Annotated in this window: 18 protein-coding genes and 1 tRNA gene; 13 read left to right on the forward strand and 6 right to left on the reverse strand. The window is 51.7% G+C overall.

Going from position 1 to position 18,024, the window contains the following annotated elements; genetic code table 11:
• Positions 1–15: 15 nt before the first annotated feature.
• Both bglA and OGV38_RS12255 read right to left on the reverse strand, forming a co-directional pair.
• Positions 16–1,449, reverse strand: coding sequence for a 6-phospho-beta-glucosidase BglA (gene bglA, locus OGV38_RS12250; protein ID WP_016154353.1), 1,434 nt, complete (start codon positions 1,447–1,449; stop codon positions 16–18).
• A gap of 120 nt (positions 1,450–1,569) precedes the next feature.
• Complete coding sequence (locus tag OGV38_RS12255; RefSeq protein ID WP_103284472.1) at positions 1,570–2,298, reverse strand: MurR/RpiR family transcriptional regulator; 729 nt, start codon at positions 2,296–2,298, stop codon at positions 1,570–1,572.
• A gap of 52 nt (positions 2,299–2,350) precedes the next feature.
• Here OGV38_RS12255 and yqfB point away from each other — a divergent pair, with 52 nt between their 5' ends.
• Both yqfB and trhA read left to right on the forward strand, forming a co-directional pair.
• Positions 2,351–2,662, forward strand: a complete 312-nt coding sequence (gene yqfB, locus OGV38_RS12260; protein ID WP_016154352.1) for a N(4)-acetylcytidine aminohydrolase — start codon at positions 2,351–2,353, stop codon at positions 2,660–2,662.
• Positions 2,663–2,825: 163 nt separating this feature from the next.
• Positions 2,826–3,485: a PAQR family membrane homeostasis protein TrhA gene (gene trhA, locus OGV38_RS12265; protein WP_016154351.1), complete on the forward strand. Its 660-nt coding sequence runs from the start codon at positions 2,826–2,828 to the stop codon at positions 3,483–3,485.
• 79 nt (positions 3,486–3,564) lie between these two features.
• Here the strand turns inward: trhA and ygfZ are convergent, their stop codons facing one another.
• On the reverse strand, positions 3,565–4,545 hold the full coding sequence (gene ygfZ, locus OGV38_RS12270) for a tRNA-modifying protein YgfZ (RefSeq protein WP_016154350.1): 981 nt from the start codon (positions 4,543–4,545) through the stop codon (positions 3,565–3,567).
• A 257-nt stretch (positions 4,546–4,802) separates the two neighbouring features.
• Here ygfZ and sdhE point away from each other — a divergent pair, with 257 nt between their 5' ends.
• Both sdhE and OGV38_RS12280 read left to right on the forward strand, forming a co-directional pair.
• Complete coding sequence (sdhE, locus tag OGV38_RS12275; protein WP_016154349.1) at positions 4,803–5,069, forward strand: FAD assembly factor SdhE; 267 nt, start codon at positions 4,803–4,805, stop codon at positions 5,067–5,069.
• Entirely contained in the window at positions 5,050–5,457 is a 408-nt protein-coding gene (locus OGV38_RS12280; RefSeq protein ID WP_047357821.1) for a protein YgfX, read from the forward strand. Before sdhE ends, OGV38_RS12280 begins: the two co-directional genes overlap by 20 nt.
• A 100-nt stretch (positions 5,458–5,557) precedes the next feature.
• Here OGV38_RS12280 and fldB read toward each other — a convergent pair whose 3' ends face one another.
• Complete coding sequence (gene fldB, locus OGV38_RS12285; protein ID WP_016154347.1) at positions 5,558–6,079, reverse strand: flavodoxin FldB; 522 nt, start codon at positions 6,077–6,079, stop codon at positions 5,558–5,560.
• Positions 6,080–6,192: 113 nt separating this feature from the next.
• Between fldB and xerD the strand changes: the two genes are divergently transcribed.
• From xerD to lysS, 5 genes are all read left to right on the forward strand, one after another.
• Positions 6,193–7,089, forward strand: coding sequence for a site-specific tyrosine recombinase XerD (xerD, locus tag OGV38_RS12290; protein ID WP_016154346.1), 897 nt, complete (start codon positions 6,193–6,195; stop codon positions 7,087–7,089).
• Between the two features lie 23 nt (positions 7,090–7,112).
• Positions 7,113–7,826: a bifunctional protein-disulfide isomerase/oxidoreductase DsbC gene (gene dsbC / locus OGV38_RS12295; RefSeq protein WP_047414418.1), complete on the forward strand. Its 714-nt coding sequence runs from the start codon at positions 7,113–7,115 to the stop codon at positions 7,824–7,826.
• A gap of 5 nt (positions 7,827–7,831) precedes the next feature.
• A complete protein-coding gene (gene recJ / locus OGV38_RS12300; RefSeq protein WP_016157413.1) occupies positions 7,832–9,565 on the forward strand; it encodes a single-stranded-DNA-specific exonuclease RecJ in 1,734 nt (577 codons plus the stop codon).
• Positions 9,566–9,782: 217 nt separating this feature from the next.
• A protein-coding gene (gene prfB / locus OGV38_RS12305) for a peptide chain release factor 2 (protein ID WP_100250065.1) occupies positions 9,783–10,881 on the forward strand; the annotation gives its coding sequence in 2 pieces (ribosomal slippage) (positions 9,783–9,857 and positions 9,859–10,881; 1,098 coding nt in all).
• A gap of 9 nt (positions 10,882–10,890) precedes the next feature.
• Entirely contained in the window at positions 10,891–12,408 is a 1,518-nt protein-coding gene (gene lysS / locus OGV38_RS12310) for a lysine--tRNA ligase (RefSeq protein WP_005123357.1), read from the forward strand.
• 85 nt (positions 12,409–12,493) lie between these two features.
• On the opposite strand, the gene idi is transcribed toward lysS, so the two are convergent.
• Positions 12,494–13,042, reverse strand: a complete 549-nt coding sequence (idi, locus tag OGV38_RS12315; RefSeq protein ID WP_019077626.1) for an isopentenyl-diphosphate Delta-isomerase — start codon at positions 13,040–13,042, stop codon at positions 12,494–12,496.
• Between the two features lie 166 nt (positions 13,043–13,208).
• Between idi and actS the strand changes: the two genes are divergently transcribed.
• From actS to OGV38_RS12335, 4 genes are all read left to right on the forward strand, one after another.
• Positions 13,209–13,967, forward strand: a complete 759-nt coding sequence (gene actS, locus OGV38_RS12320) for an amidase activator ActS (protein WP_046274955.1) — start codon at positions 13,209–13,211, stop codon at positions 13,965–13,967.
• Positions 13,968–14,046: 79 nt separating this feature from the next.
• Positions 14,047–14,120 (forward strand) — tRNA-Gly (locus OGV38_RS12325).
• Positions 14,121–14,254: 134 nt separating this feature from the next.
• Complete coding sequence (locus tag OGV38_RS12330) at positions 14,255–15,874, forward strand: site-specific integrase (protein ID WP_072065302.1); 1,620 nt, start codon at positions 14,255–14,257, stop codon at positions 15,872–15,874.
• Entirely contained in the window at positions 15,867–16,508 is a 642-nt protein-coding gene (locus OGV38_RS12335; RefSeq protein ID WP_048254081.1) for a DUF4145 domain-containing protein, read from the forward strand. The genes OGV38_RS12330 and OGV38_RS12335 overlap by 8 nt, the downstream gene beginning before the upstream one ends.
• 324 nt (positions 16,509–16,832) lie before the next feature.
• Here OGV38_RS12335 and OGV38_RS12340 read toward each other — a convergent pair.
• Positions 16,833–17,953, reverse strand: a protein-coding gene (locus OGV38_RS12340; protein WP_096147877.1) for an IS3-like element ISSen4 family transposase whose coding sequence is annotated in 2 segments (ribosomal slippage) — positions 16,833–17,695 and positions 17,695–17,953 — 1,122 coding nt in all. Because the reading frame shifts where the segments join, the coding sequence is not laid out codon by codon here.
• Positions 17,954–18,024: the final 71 nt, after the last annotated feature.

The raw sequence follows: 18,024 nt of genomic DNA on the forward strand, positions 1-18,024 counted from the left end.
CCATCCGGCAAAAAATTACAGATTCTCGCCGTTGCTGGCAATCACCGCTTTATACCACTCAAAACTTTTCTTACGCGAACGCGACATATCGCCGGTGCCGTCGTCGTGTTTGTTCACGTAGATAAAACCGTAGCGTTTGCTGTACTGGCCGGTGGTGAACGAGACGCAGTCGATGCAGCCCCACGGCGTGTAGCCCATCAGATCTACGCCGTCATACGTTACCGCTTTCATCATCTCTTCGACGTGGGCGCGCAGATAGTCGATGCGGTAGTCATCGTGGATGCTGCCGTCTTCTTCCACTTTGTCGTAAGCGCCAAATCCGTTTTCAACGATAAACAATGGCTTCTGATAACGCTCGTACAGTTCGCATAAGGCGTAACGCAGGCCGACCGGATCAATCTGCCAGCCCCAGTCGGATGCTTTGACGTGCGGGTTCGGCACGCTGCCCTCAAAACCGGAAATGGCATCGCCGCTACCGCCTTCCGCTTTTACCGCGTTGGTCATGTAGTAACTAAACCCGAGATAGTCGCAGGTACCTTCACGCAGGATTTGTTCATCGCCAGCTTCCATTCGAATATTGAATTCGCGGCGCTCCCACTCGTTCAGTACATAAGATGGATAGTAGCCGCGCAGTTGAACGTCGGTGAATACATAGCGTTCACGCATCGATTCCTGCGCGAACATCACATCTTCAGGCTTACAGGAGTACGGGTATAGCGGGACCATTGCCAGCATGCAGCCGACTTTCATTTCAGGGTTGATGCGACGTGCGGCTTTCACCGCCAGAGCGCTGGCCACGAACTGGTGGTGCAGCACCTGGTACATAGTCTCTTCCGGGTTTTCATGCTCGGTATACACCACGCCGGAGCAGCAATAGCCAAACAGCGGTGCACGCCAGTTACGCTGGTTGTTGATTTCGTTGAAGGTCATCCAGTATTTGACCTTGTGCTTGTAGCGCTCAAAGACCACTTCAGCAAAACGGACAAAGAAATCAACGACTTTGCGATTGGTCCAGCTACCGTACTGTTGAACCAGGTGTAGCGGCATTTCGAAGTGGGAAAGGGTGATGACCGGTTCGATATTGTACTTCAGCAGTTCATCAAACATGTCGTCGTAGAATTTTAGCCCTTCTTCGTTTGGCTGGGTTTCGTCCCCTTTGGGGAAGATACGGGTCCAGGCAATTGACGTACGGAAGCATTTGAAGCCCATCTCGGCAAACAGCTTAATGTCTTCTTTGTAATGACCGTAAAAATCGACGGCTTCGTGGTTGGGGTAGTACTTACCTGGCACGACGTCCTGAGTGATTTCTCGCGGAACGCCGTGTGCCCCCCCGGTCAGTACGTCGCAAATGCTGGGCCCTTTGCCACCTTTATTCCAGCCGCCTTCAACCTGATGCGCCGCAACCGCGCCGCCCCATAAAAAATCGTTTGGTAAGGTAAGTTTTTTCATCTGCGCTCAGTCTCAAATTAATACAATCTGATTTTGAGTCTAACAAAGGAAAGATAAATGTCACGATATAACAAAATAGCGTTAATGTGATTTGTTACATCAAAAAAACATATTGTTTTTTTACGCTATTCTTTTCGCCAGCTTGCGACCGAGTGATTCCAGAATATAAATAACGGGGATCTGCGTGGTTATATCGTATGCCCCGGCAATGCGTGTCTGTGGAACGTGCCAGGAGAGATTAAAGTCGGCAAGTTTCGCGAGGCGCGAATGTTCATGGCTGGTGACCGACAGAACCTTACAGTTATGCAGACTGAACTGGCTGGCAAAGCGTAGGATCTCTTCGGTTTCTCCAGAAACGGAAAGCACGATCGCCAGCGCGTTTCTGGCCATATCATTAGTTACCGGGAAATAAGGGTCATCGATGTGGTTACTGAATTTTCCGACGTTTGAGAAAAAACGTGCGCCATATTTTGCCAGGGCTCCGGATGTTCCCGCCCCGACGAATATAATACGCTCGGAAGATAATATAATATCAACAGCCTGATCGAGTAGTTTGTCGAACTCGTCGTTATTGACGCCTTTAAAGAAGCTGATAATTTCGCTGGCACCGAAATTAGCCTGTTGCGGTTCATTCTGCTCTAAATATAATTTGAAGCGTACGCGAAATTCTGAGTAACCTTCACACTTAAGCTTGCGGCAAAAGCGCAGTACGGTGGTGGTGGAAACGCCCACGGCATCCGCCAGTTCGCGAATGGTCATGTACATGACTTTGTCACGGTTTTTGATGACATAGTTGTAGACCAGCATCTCAAGATTGTTGAGACTGGCGATGGCAGCGTGGGAGAACATACTCACAATGGCAAAACTCACTCATCAGACTTCATCTACAGGGAATAATAACATGCAGCCAAATGACATCACTTTTTTTCAGCGTTTCCAGGATGACATTCTGGCCGGACGCAAAACCATTACGATTCGTGACGAGTCCGAATCACACTTCAAAGCCGGTGACATTCTACGGGTTGGGCGCTTCGAAGATGAGGGGTACTTCTGCACGATTGAGGTTGTTGGCACCTCAACCGTCACGCTGGATACGCTGACGGAGAAACATGCTCGCCAGGAAAACATGACGCTAGAAGAACTTAAACACGTGATTGCCGAGATTTACCCGGATCAAACACAATTTTATGTGATTGATTTTAAATGTCTTTGATTTTAACGGTACGCCTGTTAGCTGAATATTAAAATATAATGTCATGATTTTTATGGATTGTTATTTAGTTGGCAAATATTTTAGCTAACAGGTGTTCACTGGAACCATTCTCAGTTACGCTAGAGGAGCAATCACGATAGTGTTCGTTTCTCGGGAGTAAAATATGGTTCAGAAGCCATTAATTGCGCAGGGATATTCGCTGGCAGAGGAAATAGCCAATAGCATCAGTCACGGTATCGGGCTGGTGTTTGGGATTGTCGGACTGGTATTGTTGCTGGTTCAGGCAGTGGATACCAACGCCAGCGCCATGGCGATAACCAGCTATAGCCTGTATGGCGGCAGTATGATCCTGCTGTTCCTTGCCTCAACTTTATATCACGCGATCCCCCATCAAAGAGCGAAAGTCTGGCTGAAAAAGTTCGACCACTGCGCGATTTATCTGCTGATTGCCGGGACCTACACGCCATTTCTGCTGGTGGGGCTGGATTCGCCGCTGGCACGTGGACTGATGATTGTTATCTGGAGCCTGGCGCTGCTCGGTATTTTATTCAAATTGACCATTGCGCACCGGTTTAAGGTTCTGTCGCTGGTAACATACCTGGCGATGGGCTGGCTATCGCTGATTGTGGTGTATCAACTGGCGGTTAAGCTGGCGGTGGGTGGTGTGACGTTGCTGGCAGTTGGTGGTGTGGTGTATTCGCTGGGCGTTATTTTCTACGTCTGTAAGCGCATTCCATACAACCACGCGATCTGGCACGGCTTTGTGCTGGGTGGCAGCGTTTGCCATTTCCTGGCGATCTACCTGTACGTGGGGCAGGCGTAATTATCATTACCCAGCGGTGCTGTGCTTACCGGGTCTTTAAAACGCGCGACCCGGTAAGATAAAGTCACCACCCGGCGATTTACTCTTCCAGCGAATACGGCAGCGGTACGATATGCAGCGTTTTCGCGTCGTCACGAACGCGGAACACGCTGTCGGCTTCCATGTCGTTATTCATCACAACCTGCACCAGTACCTGTCCATCCGCCAGTTGCACCGCGGCGAGTACGGTGCCGGTACGACGCCAGTTCTCGCCCATTTTCAGCTCCAGGTCTTCACCTGCTTCCGGTACACGACTGGCCGCACCTGCCAGCGTCCACATGGCACGTTTGTTAGCTCCGCGGAATTTTGCGCGAGCAACCATTTCCTGACCGGTATAGCAGCCTTTTTTAAAGCTGATCCCGCCCAGAGCCTGCAGATTGGTGGCTTGCGGAATAAACTGTGCGCTGTTGGCAGTATCAATCACCGGAATACCTGCTTCGATATCCAGCGCCAGCCACTGTTGGCTGTTATTTAACTCCGCTTCACCGCGCAGCTTCTCGACCAGGGTTTCCGCCGTTGCAACATCAACGATCAGCAGGAAACGCTCAGCGGGATGTTCGAACCACAATATGGTGGAAGAACCTTCAGTAATGACCTGCTTATCGCTGTTTGGTAATTCGCTAAAGAGATTGGCCAGCGCTGCGCGCGCCTGGAATCCCGCGACGCCCAGCAGTACGCGCTCGTCGTCCGGGGCAATCGCCACCTTCGAGAAGACCGCATATTTTTTCAGTTCGGTGAGCTGCGCATCGCGCAGACTACGGCGCTCAAGCCATGCAAAACCGTCACCCTGGCGGAACAGACGCAGGTTGCTCCACATTTTACCTTTGGCGTCACAATGTGCTGCCAACACGTGCTGATGCTCAGTCATCTGGCTGACATCCGCTGTGACCTGACCCTGAATATACTTCTCACTGTCGACACCGGTGATGGTGGCGAGCGCCCACTCATCGAGCGTCATTAGCGTCAGAGGCAAGCGCGTTGACGCGAAAGGCTGGCGAGGAGGAAAAGATATAAAAGCCATAATTAATGTCCTGATTTGCTTAACGCAGTGATAATGACTAATGGTAAAAGAGCTATGGCCCATTGCAAGCGGTTTAAACAGGCTATTTGTGCCATATATTAAGCTTTGCGAGGAGACATCCAAAAATGCTGAATCCTTTGACTTAATGTGGTTTTATTTAGCGAGCACGCTTCCGTTTGCTGATATTCCCGTAAATATGAGGGAAAAACACGTTACAATAGCGGGATACTTCGTTTTCGCGAGACAGGAAGAAGAACATGGATATTAACAACAAAGCACGTATTCATTGGGCATGCCGTCGCGGTATGCGTGAGCTGGACATCTCGATCATGCCGTTTTTCGAACATGAATATGACAGCTTAAGTGATGAAGAAAAACGTATCTTTATCCGTCTGCTAGAATGTGATGATCCAGACTTATTTAACTGGTTGATGAATCATGGGAAACCGGCTGATGCTCAGCTAGAGCAGATGGTGCGACTTATCCAGACACGGAATCGGGAACGTGGTCCAGTGGCAATCTGATTTACGCGTTTCATGGCGCGCGCAATGGCTTTCGTTGCTCATTCATGGGCTGGTCGCGGTATTTATTTTATTGATGCCCTGGCCATTGAGCTACACCCCATTATGGCTGGTTCTGCTCTCTCTGGTGGTGTTCGATAGCGTCCGTAGCCAGCGCCGAATCAATGCCTGTCAGGGCGAGATTCGGCTGTTGATGGACGGTCGTCTGCGCTGGCAAGGGCAAGAGTGGACTATTGCTAGCGCACCCTGGATGGTCAAAACAGGCATGATGTTGCGTTTACGTTCCGATGCCGGAAAACGTCAGCATTTGTGGCTGGCGGCAGACAGTATGGATGACGCGGAGTGGCGGGATTTGCGGCGGTTAATACTGCAACAGGCGAGGCAGGGATAATGCTGATGAATTCCTGATGGCGTGCAGCGTTAAGGTCTACGGTTCGGTGCGGCATGCAGGCCGGATATGGCGTTTATGCCTACATCCGGCAAAATGGTTATCAGGACCAGTGTTCGGCCATTTCACCAAGGATTTGCTCGCACCAGGCCTGAATGCGTTCATCGCTGAGATCGTACTGGTTTGTTTCATCCAGCGCCAGGCCAACAAACAGCTGTCCATCGGCAATGACGGGCTTATCGCTGGTAAATTCATACCCTTCGGTAGGCCAGTAACCAACAAATTTTACGCCTTTGGTGACCAGTTTATCGTGCAGCATACCCAGCGCGTCCAGGAACCATTCACCGTATCCCAACTGATCGCCCATACCGTAAAGCGCAACAATTTTGCCTTCCAGGTTGAGGTCGTCCAGTTGCTCCCAGACCGCTTCCCAGTCCTCTTGGATTTCACCGAAATCCCAGGTTGGGATGCCTAAAATGAGCACGTCATACTGCTCCATTAAGGTCGGGGAATCATCTTTGAGGTTGTGCAGTGTCACCAGTTCGGGACCCAGGATATCGCGGATTTTTTCTGCTGCCATTTCGGTATAGCAGGTGCTGGAACCGTAAAAAAGACCCATGTTCATGACGTAAACATCTCAATTCTGCTGTAGCGTTGCGGGTAGTGTAACAGAATCGGCGCATTCTCGGCACAATGAGGCATAATGCATCAAAAATGAGAGTGAAATAAGGGGCGCGAGTGGAACAGGATCTGGCGCGCATCGAGCAGTTTCTTGATGCCCTGTGGCTGGAACGAAATCTGGCGGAAAACACGCTAAGTGCGTATCGTCGCGATCTGACCATGCTTGTTGAATGGCTACATCACCGCGGCGCCTCGCTTGCGACCGCGCAGAGTGATGACCTGCAAGCATTGCTGGCTGAGCGGATGGATGGGGGATATAAAGCCACCAGTTCCGCACGCTTGCTCAGTGCAATGCGGCGTTTTTTTCAGCATCTGTACCGTGAAAAATATCGCGAAGATGACCCCAGCGCCTCGCTTGCATCACCTAAACTTCCGCAGCGTCTGCCCAAAGATCTCAGCGAAGCACAGGTCGAACGACTTCTGCAGGCACCGCTGATAGAACAACCGCTGGAACTTCGCGACAAAGCCATGCTGGAAGTATTGTATGCCACAGGCCTGCGCGTGTCTGAACTGGTGGGGCTGACGATGAGTGACGTCAGCCTGCGTCAGGGCGTGGTTCGGGTGATCGGTAAAGGTAATAAAGAGCGCCTTGTCCCGTTAGGTGAGGAGGCGGTGTACTGGCTGGAAACGTACCTGGAGCATGGGCGTCCGTGGTTGCTCAACGGTGTATCAATAGATGTGCTGTTTCCCAGCCAGCGGGCGCAACAGATGACTCGTCAAACCTTCTGGCATCGTATCAAACACTATGCTGTGTTGGCTGGAATCGACAGCGAAAAGCTGTCCCCGCACGTCCTGCGGCATGCGTTTGCCACGCATCTGCTCAACCATGGCGCTGATCTGCGCGTGGTGCAGATGCTACTGGGGCATAGCGACCTCTCGACAACGCAGATTTATACTCATGTCGCAACGGAGCGCTTGCGGCAACTACATCAACAGCATCACCCGCGAGCGTGAGTGCTGACAGGAAAGGATAGGTTATGAAAAAACGTTTTATGATGTTCACCCTGCTGGCGACGGCGTTTTCCGGCATGGTACATGCAGACGATGCGGCGATTCGCCAGTCATTAGCGAAGCTGGGGGTTCAGAGTACCGAGATTCAGTCTGCTCCGGTTGCGGGCATGAAAACTGTACTGACCAATAGCGGCGTGTTGTACGTTACCGAAGACGGTAAACATATTATTCAGGGACCGATGTATGACGTGAGCGGTGCAAGCCCGGTAAACGTCACCAACCAACTGCTGATGAAGCATTTGAACGCGCTGGAAAACGAGATGATCGTCTACAAAGCGCCGCAGGAAAAACACGTCATCACCGTTTTCACCGACATCACCTGTGGCTACTGCCACAAGCTGCATGAAGAGATGAAAGACTACAATGCGTTAGGGATTACCGTACGCTATCTGGCCTTCCCTCGTCAGGGACTGGAAAGTCAGGCCGAGCAGGATATGAAATCTATCTGGTGTGCGAAGGACAAAAACAAAGCCTTTGACGACGCCATGGCTGGCAAAGATGTGAAGCCTGCGGCCTGTAATGTGGACATCGCTAACCACTACGCGCTGGGCGTACAGTTTGGCGTCAGCGGTACGCCGGCGATTGTGCTGAGCAATGGCTATGTAGTGCCTGGCTATCAGGGCCCGAAAGAGATGAAAGAATTCCTCGACGCACATGCAAAACAAACCAGCGGTAAATAATTCGCGTGAAACAACAGATACAACTTCGTCGGCGTGAAGCCGACGAGACCGCCGAGCTACCTGCCGACTTGCCGCCATTGCTGCGCCGTTTATACGCCAGCCGCGGCGTGCGCAGCGCGCAGGAGCTTGAGCGTAGTGTGAAAGGCATGCTGCCGTGGCAGCATTTGAACGGTGTCGAAAAAGCGGTTGAAATCCTCTATAACGCTTTTCGCGAAGGAACCCGAATCATCGTGGTCGGCGATTTTGACGCCGATGGCGCGACCAGCACCGCGCTCAGCATTCTGGCGATGCGCGCGTTGGGCTGCAGTAACGTGGACTACCTGGTGCCTAATCGTTTTGAAGACGGTTATGGCTTAAGCCCGGAAGTCGTTGATCAGGCCCATGCCCGGGGCGCTCAGTTGATTGTCACCGTCGACAACGGCATCTCGTCACACGCGGGTGTTGAACATGCCAGAACGCTGGGGATCCCGGTCGTTGTGACCGATCACCATCTGCCTGGGGACACGCTGCCGGGTGCTGAAGCGATCATCAATCCTAACCTGCACGATTGTGAATTCCCGTCTAAATCGCTGGCTGGCGTTGGCGTGGCCTTCTATCTGATGCTGGCGCTGCGCACCTTCCTGCGTGACAAAGGCTGGTTTGATGAACGAGGAATTGCGCCGCCGAACCTGGCGGATTTGCTCGATCTGGTTGCGCTTGGCACGGTGGCCGACGTGGTCCCGCTGGATGCCAATAACCGCATTCTGACGTGGCAAGGCTTAAGCCGTATTCGTGCCGGAAAGTGCCGCCCTGGTATAAAAGCGCTGCTGGAGATTTCCAATCGCGACCCACTCAAATTGGCTGCCAGTGATTTAGGTTTTGCCCTCGGGCCACGGCTGAATGCAGCGGGGCGTCTGGACGATATGTCCGTTGGCGTGGCGCTGTTGCTGTGCGACAACATTGGTGAAGCACGTGTGCTGGCCAATGAGCTGGATGCACTCAACCAGACGCGTAAAGAGATCGAGCAGGGTATGCAGGCGGAAGCGCTGACTCTGTGTGAAAAGCTGGAGCGCAGTAGCGATACGCTACCGGGCGGTCTGGCGATGTATCATCCCGAGTGGCATCAAGGAGTGGTGGGGATTCTGGCATCGCGTATTAAAGAGCGCTTTCACCGTCCGGTAATTGCGTTTGCCCCGGCCGGTGACGGTACGCTGAAAGGCTCCGGGCGCTCGATTCAGGGGCTGCACATGCGCGATGCGCTGGAGCGCCTGGACACTCTTCATCCAGGTATGATCCTCAAGTTTGGCGGTCACGCTATGGCGGCGGGTTTGTCGCTGGAAGAGGCGCAGTTTGAGCGTTTCCAGCAGCGTTTCGGCGAACTGGTAACCGAGTGGCTGGACCCCGCCTTACTGCAGGGCGAAGTGGTGTCAGACGGTGCTCTGAGCGCGGCGGAGATGACCATGGAGGTCGCGCAAATGCTGCGTGATGCCGGACCGTGGGGACAAATGTTCCCGGAACCGCTGTTTGACGGGCATTTCCGTCTGCTCCAGCAGCGTCTGGTTGGTGAGCGTCATCTGAAGGTGATGGTGGAGCCCGTCGGTGGTGGACCGTTGCTGGACGGTATTGCGTTTAACGTTGATACCACCTGCTGGCCGGATAACGGTGTTCGCGAAGTTCAGCTTGCCTACAAACTGGATATTAATGAGTTTCGCGGCAACCGCAGCCTGCAGATTATAATCGATAATATCTGGCCACTTTAGCGTCACTTTACACAAAATCATTCAAGCTGCATCGAGGCGGCAAGTGGATGAGTCTCCATGAGCGTACGAGTAGTACGTGACCGGGGAGAAATCGCGCAGCCAACAAAGAGGCAGCTTGAAGGATGATGTGTATATTCGCTATAAAAAAGGGTGTGGATTCGTTACAATCCCGCTCTTATAACCGCATTTTGACTAGTCCAATAAAAGAAATCAGACAATGTTTGAAATTAATCCGGTAAATAACCGCATTCAGGACCTCACGGAGCGCTCTAACGTTCTTAGGGGGTATCTTTGACTATGATGCCAAGAAAGAGCGTCTGGAAGAAGTAAACGCCGAGCTGGAACAGCCGGACGTATGGAACGAACCCGAACGCGCGCAGGCGCTGGGTAAAGAGCGTTCCTCCCTTGAGGCCATCGTTGATACGCTTGATCAGATGAGCCAGGGCCTGGAAGATGTCTCCGGCCTGCTGGAACTGGCTGTAGAAGCCGACGACGAAGAAACCTTTAACGAAGCCGTAGCAGAACTTGATACGCTGGAAGATAAGCTGGCCCAACTGGAATTCCGTCGTATGTTCTCCGGTGAATATGATAGCGCAGATTGCTATCTCGATATTCAGGCTGGCTCAGGCGGTACGGAAGCACAGGACTGGGCAAGCATGCTGATGCGTATGTACCTGCGTTGGGCTGAAGCGCGCGGCTTTAAGACTGAAATTATTGAAGAATCTGAAGGTGAAGTGGCGGGTATTAAATCCGTGACCATCAGAATTGCTGGCGAATATGCTTACGGTTGGTTGCGTACCGAAACCGGTGTACATCGCCTGGTGCGTAAAAGCCCATTCGACTCCGGCGGTCGTCGCCATACGTCGTTCAGCTCTGCGTTTGTCTACCCGGAAGTTGACGATGATATTGATATCGATATCAACCCGGCGGACCTGCGTATTGACGTTTACCGCGCTTCTGGTGCGGGCGGTCAGCACGTTAACCGTACCGAATCTGCGGTGCGTATCACCCACATCCCGACCGGGATTGTGACGCAGTGTCAGAACGACCGTTCCCAGCACAAGAACAAAGACCAGGCCATGAAGCAGATGAAAGCGAAGCTTTATGAACTGGAAATGCAGAAGAAGAATGCCGAGAAACAGGCGATGGAAGATACTAAATCAGATATCGGCTGGGGTAGCCAGATTCGTTCTTATGTCCTTGATGACTCCCGCATCAAAGATCTGCGTACCGGGGTTGAAACCCGCAACACGCAGGCGGTGCTGGATGGCAGCCTGGATCAATTTATCGAAGCAAGTTTGAAAGCAGGGTTATGAGGAACCAACATGTCTGAACAACACGTACAGGGCGCTGACGCGGTAGCCGACCTTAACAATGAACTGAAAACGCGCCGTGAGAAGCTGGCGAGCCTGCGCGAGCAGGGGATCCCCTTCCCGAACGATTTCCGTCGCGATCATACCTCAGACCAACTGCATGCTGACTTCGACGCGAAAGAAAACGAAGAGCTGGAAGCGCTGAACATTGAGGTTTCCGTTGCTGGCCGTATGATGACCCGCCGTATTATGGGTAAAGCATCATTCGTTACGCTGCAGGATGTTGGCGGCCGTATTCAGCTGTACGTTGCTCGCGACGATCTGCCGGAAGGCGTCTACAACGAGCAGTTCAAAAAATGGGATCTGGGCGATATCCTCGGCGCGAAAGGTAAGTTGTTCAAGACCAAGACCGGTGAGCTGTCTATCCACTGTACCGAGCTGCGTCTGCTGACGAAAGCGTTGCGCCCATTGCCTGATAAATTCCACGGTCTGCAGGATCAGGAAGCGCGCTATCGTCAACGCTACCTGGACCTCATCTCTAACGATGAATCCCGCAATACCTTTAAAGTGCGTTCACAGATTATGGCTGGTATCCGCCAGTTCATGGTTGGTCGTGGCTTTATGGAAGTTGAAACCCCGATGATGCAGGTGATCCCTGGCGGGGCGGCAGCGCGTCCGTTTATCACCCATCATAACGCGCTGGATCTGGACATGTACCTGCGTATCGCGCCGGAACTGTACCTCAAGCGCCTGGTGGTTGGCGGCTTCGAACGCGTATTCGAAATTAACCGTAACTTCCGTAACGAAGGCATCTCTGTTCGCCATAATCCAGAGTTCACCATGATGGAACTCTACATGGCTTATGCGGACTACAAAGATCTGATCGAACTGACCGAATCGCTGTTCCGTACGCTGGCGCAGAACGTTCTGGGAACGACTGAAGTGCCTTACGGCGAAGAAGTCTTTGACTTTGGTAAGCCGTTCGAAAAACTGACGATGCGCGAAGCGATTCAGAAATACCGTCCGGAAACCAACATGGCCGATCTGGATAACTTCGATTCTGCAAAAGCGATTGCGGAATCTATCGGCATCAAAGTTGAGAAGAGCTGGGGTCTGGGTCGTATCGTGACCGAGATCTTTGAAGAAGTTGCAGAAGCTCACCTGATTCAACCGACCTTCATTACCGAGTACCCGGCAGAAGTTTCTCCGCTGGCGCGTCGTAATGATGAAAATCCGGAAATCACCGATCGCTTCGAATTCTTCATTGGCGGACGTGAAATCGGTAACGGCTTCAGCGAGCTGAACGATGCAGAAGATCAGGCGCAGCGTTTCCAGGATCAGGTTAACGCCAAAGATGCAGGTGACGACGAAGCGATGTTCTACGACGAAGACTATGTTACCGCTCTGGAACATGGTCTGCCGCCGACTGCGGGCCTGGGCATTGGTATCGACCGTATGGTTATGCTGTTCACAAACAGCCATACTATCCGCGACGTAATCCTGTTCCCGGCAATGCGCCCGGTTAAGTAAGATGTGAAATGCCGGATGGCGGCTGATGCCTTATCAGGCCTACGATGCGTTATGTAGGCTTGATGGGCGTAGCCCCGTCAGGCAATCAATTCCCGTTGGCAAACTTGCGCAGTAACTCTCGCGCCTTAACGTCAGAAACCTGCATTACCATCCACGGGCTAAAAGCCCACGGCGTCGCGTCAATCCCGCTCAATACATCCTCAAGATTGCTCCACTGGGAATCCATCACTTCATCTGGGTTTAGCTGTAGCTCACTGACGATATGTGCGGCATAAACCGGGCATACTTCGTTTTCCACTATTCCACTCGGATCCGTGGCGCAATAACGAAAATCAGTATACACGGGGCTGAGCGAGTCGATGTCTGCACCCAGCTCGAAGCAAGCCCGGCGGTTAATAGCGGCTTCGGTGGTTTCACCCAACTGCGGGTGACCGCAGACAGAGTTGGTCCAGACGCCTGGCCAGGCTTTTTTGTGCAGCGAACGGCGGGTGACCAGCAGTTGACCCTGCTCGTTAAATATCCAGCATGAGAAAGCAGAGTGCAGGGGGGTTGTGGCGGTATGCGCCGCATATTTTTCCAGTGTTCCACAGGGCTGGCCCTGCTCATTCAATAAAATGACATGTTCCTGTCGCATAGCGTCCACCATCAATCTTAAGCATTCACATTATATGCTCTATTAAGTCAGAATGATTAACAGAGGATGTGAAATGCCAGAGTCGACGCTTCGTTGCGCGATATGATTTGGCATCCGGTTTCTGGCTGCTATGATAAAGCGTCTGAAAATGTTGCGAGGTATTGTTTTGAGTGCAGGACGCCTGAAGAAAAATGGCCTGAGTATCGCGATGCTGCTGTGTGTCGGTCTGCTGTTAGCAGGCTGTTCCGGGAGCAAGTCGTCTGATACAGGAAGTTATTCCGGCTCCGTGTATACCGTGAAGCGGGGAGATACGCTATACCGTATTTCGCGCGCCACCGGGACCAGCGTAAAAGAGCTTGCACGCCTGAATAATATTTCACCGCCCTATACCATTGAAGTGGGGCAAAAGCTGAAGGTCAGCGGCGGCGCGAAAACCAGTTCAGGCTCTGGCAAAACAACGACGAAATCCTCAACCAAAACGGCGGCGGTCAGACCATCTTCGTCCGTACCGCAGTCCTCCTGGCCACCGGTAGGACAGCGCTGCTGGCAGTGGCCTGCCAGCGGTAAAGTGATTCTGCCTTATTCAACCGCGGACGGCGGCAATAAAGGCATTGATATCTCAGCTGCGCGCGGTACGCCGATTTATGCCGCCGGAGCCGGGAAGGTGGTTTATGTCGGTAATCAGCTACGGGGCTACGGTAATCTCATTATGATTAAGCACAGTGAGGACTACATCACTGCGTATGCGCATAATGACACCATGTTGGTGAACAACGGTCAAAACGTGAAAGCCGGGCAGAAAATCGCGACGATGGGCAGCTCGGATGCGACCACGGTGCGGCTGCATTTCCAGATCCGCTATCGGGCGACGGCTATCGATCCGCTGCGTTATTTGCCACCAAAGGGCAGTAAGCCAAAATGCTGACGGTGAATTAATCGCCAGTCAGTCAGTTAGTCCCTTGCCAAGAAGAGCGTAAGGTTTATAATCCCTTACGCACTCCAATGCGGGCGTAGTTCAATGGTAGAACGAGAGCTTCCCAAGCTCTATACGAGGGTTCGATTCCCTTCGCCCGCTCCATGACACTTCTTAAAGTATTCTAACCTACTGAATTCCTTGGGATATGGCCTAAAGCCTTCCGATAGTTTTACTCACTGCAACTAACACTGTGACTAACTTTGTTGAAGTAGTGAGCAAACCTAAGGTCTCAGTACATGCTCAACTCAAGAACCTACCTTTATCAGCGTAACGGTGTCTTCTACATCCGTCTCAGGATGAAGACCACTAGTCGCCTGACCTCTTCGCTTCCTTCTCACAACCGTTATAAACTAGCGTCAGTATCATTACGTACCAAGGATAGACGTACCGCTATGGCTCACTCAAGGCACATCAAGGCAGCACTCAAGGCAATACACGCAGACAGACCCAACGCTACCTATGAGGAGATGAGGGAGCATCTTAAGGACATCGCTGAGTGGGAACTATCGACGGGCCGCTCTGACCTCTTCGAGCCTGACATGAGGGAAACATATAGCGGGCTTTATTCAGAACTCGGTGGGAACCTTGTTGATGCACTAGCCTGTGAACCCCTTAGCATTGACCAGCATCGTTACATTCACGAGGCTTTGGGTGTGCTTAAGGCCTGTATGAAGCGTATCGATGCGGGAGACAGTAAGCCACTCATAGATTATATCGATGGTTTTAGTGGTATTGAGCGGCAAGATGACCAAGCCTCTGTGTCCTTATCTGTTGGTGCTCCAGAAGTAAAACCAGAAGTCACGCCCAGCGTCACCGTATCAAGTCTCTTTGAGCAATACGAAGCGGAGAACGCTCAGAACTGGAAGCCAGCCACCTTAAGAGAAAACAAAGCGTCCCACGCAGCGTTAATCGAAATATTCGACTATCTGGGTCTCAATGCTGAAGCCAGTAGAGCAGACATGCTCAGAGTCCGTGATGTGCTCCAGCAGTTACCCAAGAACCGTAAGCAGCGCTTCAAGGATTCCACACTGGCTGACCTGCTGAACCGTGGGGATAAGACCGATTGTCTGGATGTCGTTACCATCAACAATAAGTATCTCATCAAAATGGCGGCTGTCTTTAAGTGGGCTGTCCGTAATGACCTGATTAAAAAGAATATGACTGAGGGGCTGGAGCTAAAGGTTCCCCAGCGTAAAGCCTCTGAGGCCCGTAACGCCTTTTCTACGGAGCAGGTAGGGCAACTACTGGTCGCCGCTAAGTCATACTCTCAGAAGGCTTCAGGTAAACCTTATCACTACTACGTTACCGCTTTGGCTGCCATCACTGGGGCAAGGCTTAACGAGGTGGCTCAGCTTCAGGTTAAAGACGTTAGGGCCACTGAGGCTGGGGCTGTCTATATCCATATCAATGAAGACGATAGCAGCCTGCTGGGTAAGAGCATCAAGAACGCCCACAGTGATCGCTGTGTTCCTCTGGTTGATGGGGCCTATGGTTTCGCATTGGCTGACTTTGTGGCACTTGTAGAGACCCGTAGAGGCGTTGCTGGTGATGACGCTATGGTCTTTGATGGTTTGCGCTTGATGAAGAACGGTTACGGTGAGCAGGTGAGTAAATGGTTTAACCGTACGCTGTTACCTAAGGTTCTTGCTGAGCGTGACGGGCTGGCTTTCCATTCGTTCAGGCATACAGTTGCGACCCAGTTAAAACAGCATGGGGTCGAATTAGCGTATGCTCAGGCTATTATGGGTCATAGCTCTGGGTCTATAACTTACGACCGTTACGCTAAAGAGGTTGAGGTGAATAGGTTAAAAAGTGTGCTTATGGATGTCTACAAGGAGACAGGATTAAATGGCTGAATATTATCCAGCAACATTTGGAAAATCTGAGTTTAATTGTCCATATTGTGGTGTTTTTGCTCATCAGGATTTTTATCCTCTGATATATAAGCCGTATGATTACGCGCGTGAGACTGAGGAAACAGTGATGGAAGCATCACTATGTCGACATTGTAATAAATTGGCATATTGGCATCAGCAGACTTTGATGGTTCCAGCTTCAGGTAATGTTGATATGCCTAACCCAGACATGCCTAACGACTGTTTGCTTGACTACATGGAAGCCAGAAGCATCGTCAACCTATCTCCAAAAGGGGCCGCTGCACTTCTCCGCCTGTGTCTTCAGAAACTGATGGTCCATTTAGGTGAGCCGGGGAGCAACATTAACGCTGACATTAAGTCACTAGTTGAGAAAGGATTACCTCCTCGCATTCAACAAGCAGCAGACATCTGTCGTATCGTAGGGAATCAGGCGGTCCATCCCGGAGAGATTAACCTTGATGATGACCCACAGTTAACGCATGGCCTCTTTAAGCTGTTGAATATCATTGTCGATGACCGAATCACAAGACCAAAAGAAATCGAGGCGATGTTCCAGAGTATGCCTGAGGGACCACGGCAGGGCATCGAAAATCGGGACAAAAAGAGCGCTTAGGGTTAACGACTCACTATAGGGAGAAGGCCTCTGAGGAATCGACGATTAGCTCGTACTCATGCCTTAACTCTCATTCATACACTTATTGTGAAGTCAACAGAATTAATAACGACTCACTATAGGGAGAGAGAAGACAAAAAGTTTTCCCTCTATGACAACTGCTACTTCAAGGTAGCTCTAACCGTAACTTATCGCATCCTTTCAGGGGCGGGATGACCAATTACAGACACCAAGCGTTCACTTAAAGTGAGTGCTCTGGGTCAGTCGATAAGTGAATAGCCAATAATAGAAATCATGACCTGCCCCCACGATTAGATACAACACTCAGTTAGTAACGTCGGAATCTTCATTCTCAGAATGACCCTTTCTCCAGCCCGCTGCAAATTCAGACGGTGTCTGATAATTCAGCGTGGAGTGCGGGCGGCATTCGTTATAATCCTGCCGCCAGTCATTAATAATTTTCCTGGCATGAACGATATCGCTGAACCAGTGCTCATTCAAACATTCATCGCGAAATCGTCCGTTAAAGCTCTCAATAAATCCGTTCTGCGTTGGCTTGCCCGGCTGGATTAAGCGCAACTCAACACCATGCTCAAAGGCCCATTGATCCAGTGCACGGCAAGTGAACTCCGGCCCCTGGTCAGTTCTTATCGTCGCCGGATAGCCTCGAAACAGTGCAATGCTGTCCAGAATACGCGTGACCTGAACGCCTGAAATCCCAAAGGCAACAGTGACCGTCAGGCATTCCTTTGTGAAATCATCGACGCAGGTAAGACACTTGATCCTGCGACCGGTGGAAAGTGCGTCCATGACGAAATCCATCGACCAGGTCAGATTGGGCGCCGCCGGACGGAGCAGCGGCAGACGTTCTGTTGCCAGCCCTTTACGACGTCTTCTGCGTTTTACGCCCAGGCCACTGAGGTGATAAAGCCGGTACACGCGCTTATGATTAACATGAAGCCCTTCACGGCGCAGCAACTGCCAAATACGACGGTAGCCAAAACGCCTGCGCTCCAGTGCCAGCTCAGTGATGCGCCCTGATAAATGCGCATCAGCAGCCGGACGGTGAGCCTCATAGCGGCAGGTCGACAGGGATAAACCTGTAAGCCTGCAGGCACGACGTTGCGACAGACCGGTCGCATCACACATCAACATCACGGCTTCCCGCTTCTGGTCTGTCGTCAGTACTTTCGCCCAAGAGCCACCTGAAGCGCCTCTTTATCCAGCATGGCTTCGGCAAGCAGCTTCTTGAGTCTGGCGTTCTCTTCCTCAAGCGACTTCAGGCGCTTAACTTCAGGCACCTCCATACCGCCATACTTCTTACGCCAGATGTAAAACGTGGCATCGGAAATGGCATGCTTGCGGCAGAGTTCACGGGCGGGTACCCCAGCTTCGGCTTCGCGGAGAATACTGATGATCTGTTCGTCGGAAAAACGCTTCTTCATGGGGATGTCCTCATGTGGCTTATGAAGACATTACTAACATCGGGGTGTACTAATCAACGGGGAGCAGGTCA

Source organism: Citrobacter sp. Cb080, from assembly GCF_030334745.1.
GTDB classification, from domain to species: Bacteria; Pseudomonadota; Gammaproteobacteria; order Enterobacterales; family Enterobacteriaceae; genus Citrobacter; species Citrobacter braakii.

Excerpts from the sequence above, each read along its gene's own strand:
- bglA (WP_016154353.1), bottom strand. The coding sequence starts at position 1,449 with ATGAAAAAACTTACCTTACCAAACGATTTTTTATGGGGCGGCGCGGTT.
- OGV38_RS12255 (WP_103284472.1), bottom strand. The coding sequence starts at position 2,298 with ATGTTCTCCCACGCTGCCATCGCCAGTCTCAACAATCTTGAGATGCTG.
- yqfB (WP_016154352.1), top strand. The coding sequence starts at position 2,351 with ATGCAGCCAAATGACATCACTTTTTTTCAGCGTTTCCAGGATGACATT.
- trhA (WP_016154351.1), top strand. The coding sequence starts at position 2,826 with ATGGTTCAGAAGCCATTAATTGCGCAGGGATATTCGCTGGCAGAGGAA.
- ygfZ (WP_016154350.1), bottom strand. The coding sequence starts at position 4,545 with ATGGCTTTTATATCTTTTCCTCCTCGCCAGCCTTTCGCGTCAACGCGC.
- sdhE (WP_016154349.1), top strand. The coding sequence starts at position 4,803 with ATGGATATTAACAACAAAGCACGTATTCATTGGGCATGCCGTCGCGGT.
- fldB (WP_016154347.1), bottom strand. The coding sequence starts at position 6,079 with ATGAACATGGGTCTTTTTTACGGTTCCAGCACCTGCTATACCGAAATG.
- dsbC (WP_047414418.1), top strand. The coding sequence starts at position 7,113 with ATGAAAAAACGTTTTATGATGTTCACCCTGCTGGCGACGGCGTTTTCC.
- lysS (WP_005123357.1), top strand. The coding sequence starts at position 10,891 with ATGTCTGAACAACACGTACAGGGCGCTGACGCGGTAGCCGACCTTAAC.
- idi (WP_019077626.1), bottom strand. The coding sequence starts at position 13,042 with ATGCGACAGGAACATGTCATTTTATTGAATGAGCAGGGCCAGCCCTGT.
- OGV38_RS12330 (WP_072065302.1), top strand. The coding sequence starts at position 14,255 with ATGCTCAACTCAAGAACCTACCTTTATCAGCGTAACGGTGTCTTCTAC.
- OGV38_RS12335 (WP_048254081.1), top strand. The coding sequence starts at position 15,867 with ATGGCTGAATATTATCCAGCAACATTTGGAAAATCTGAGTTTAATTGT.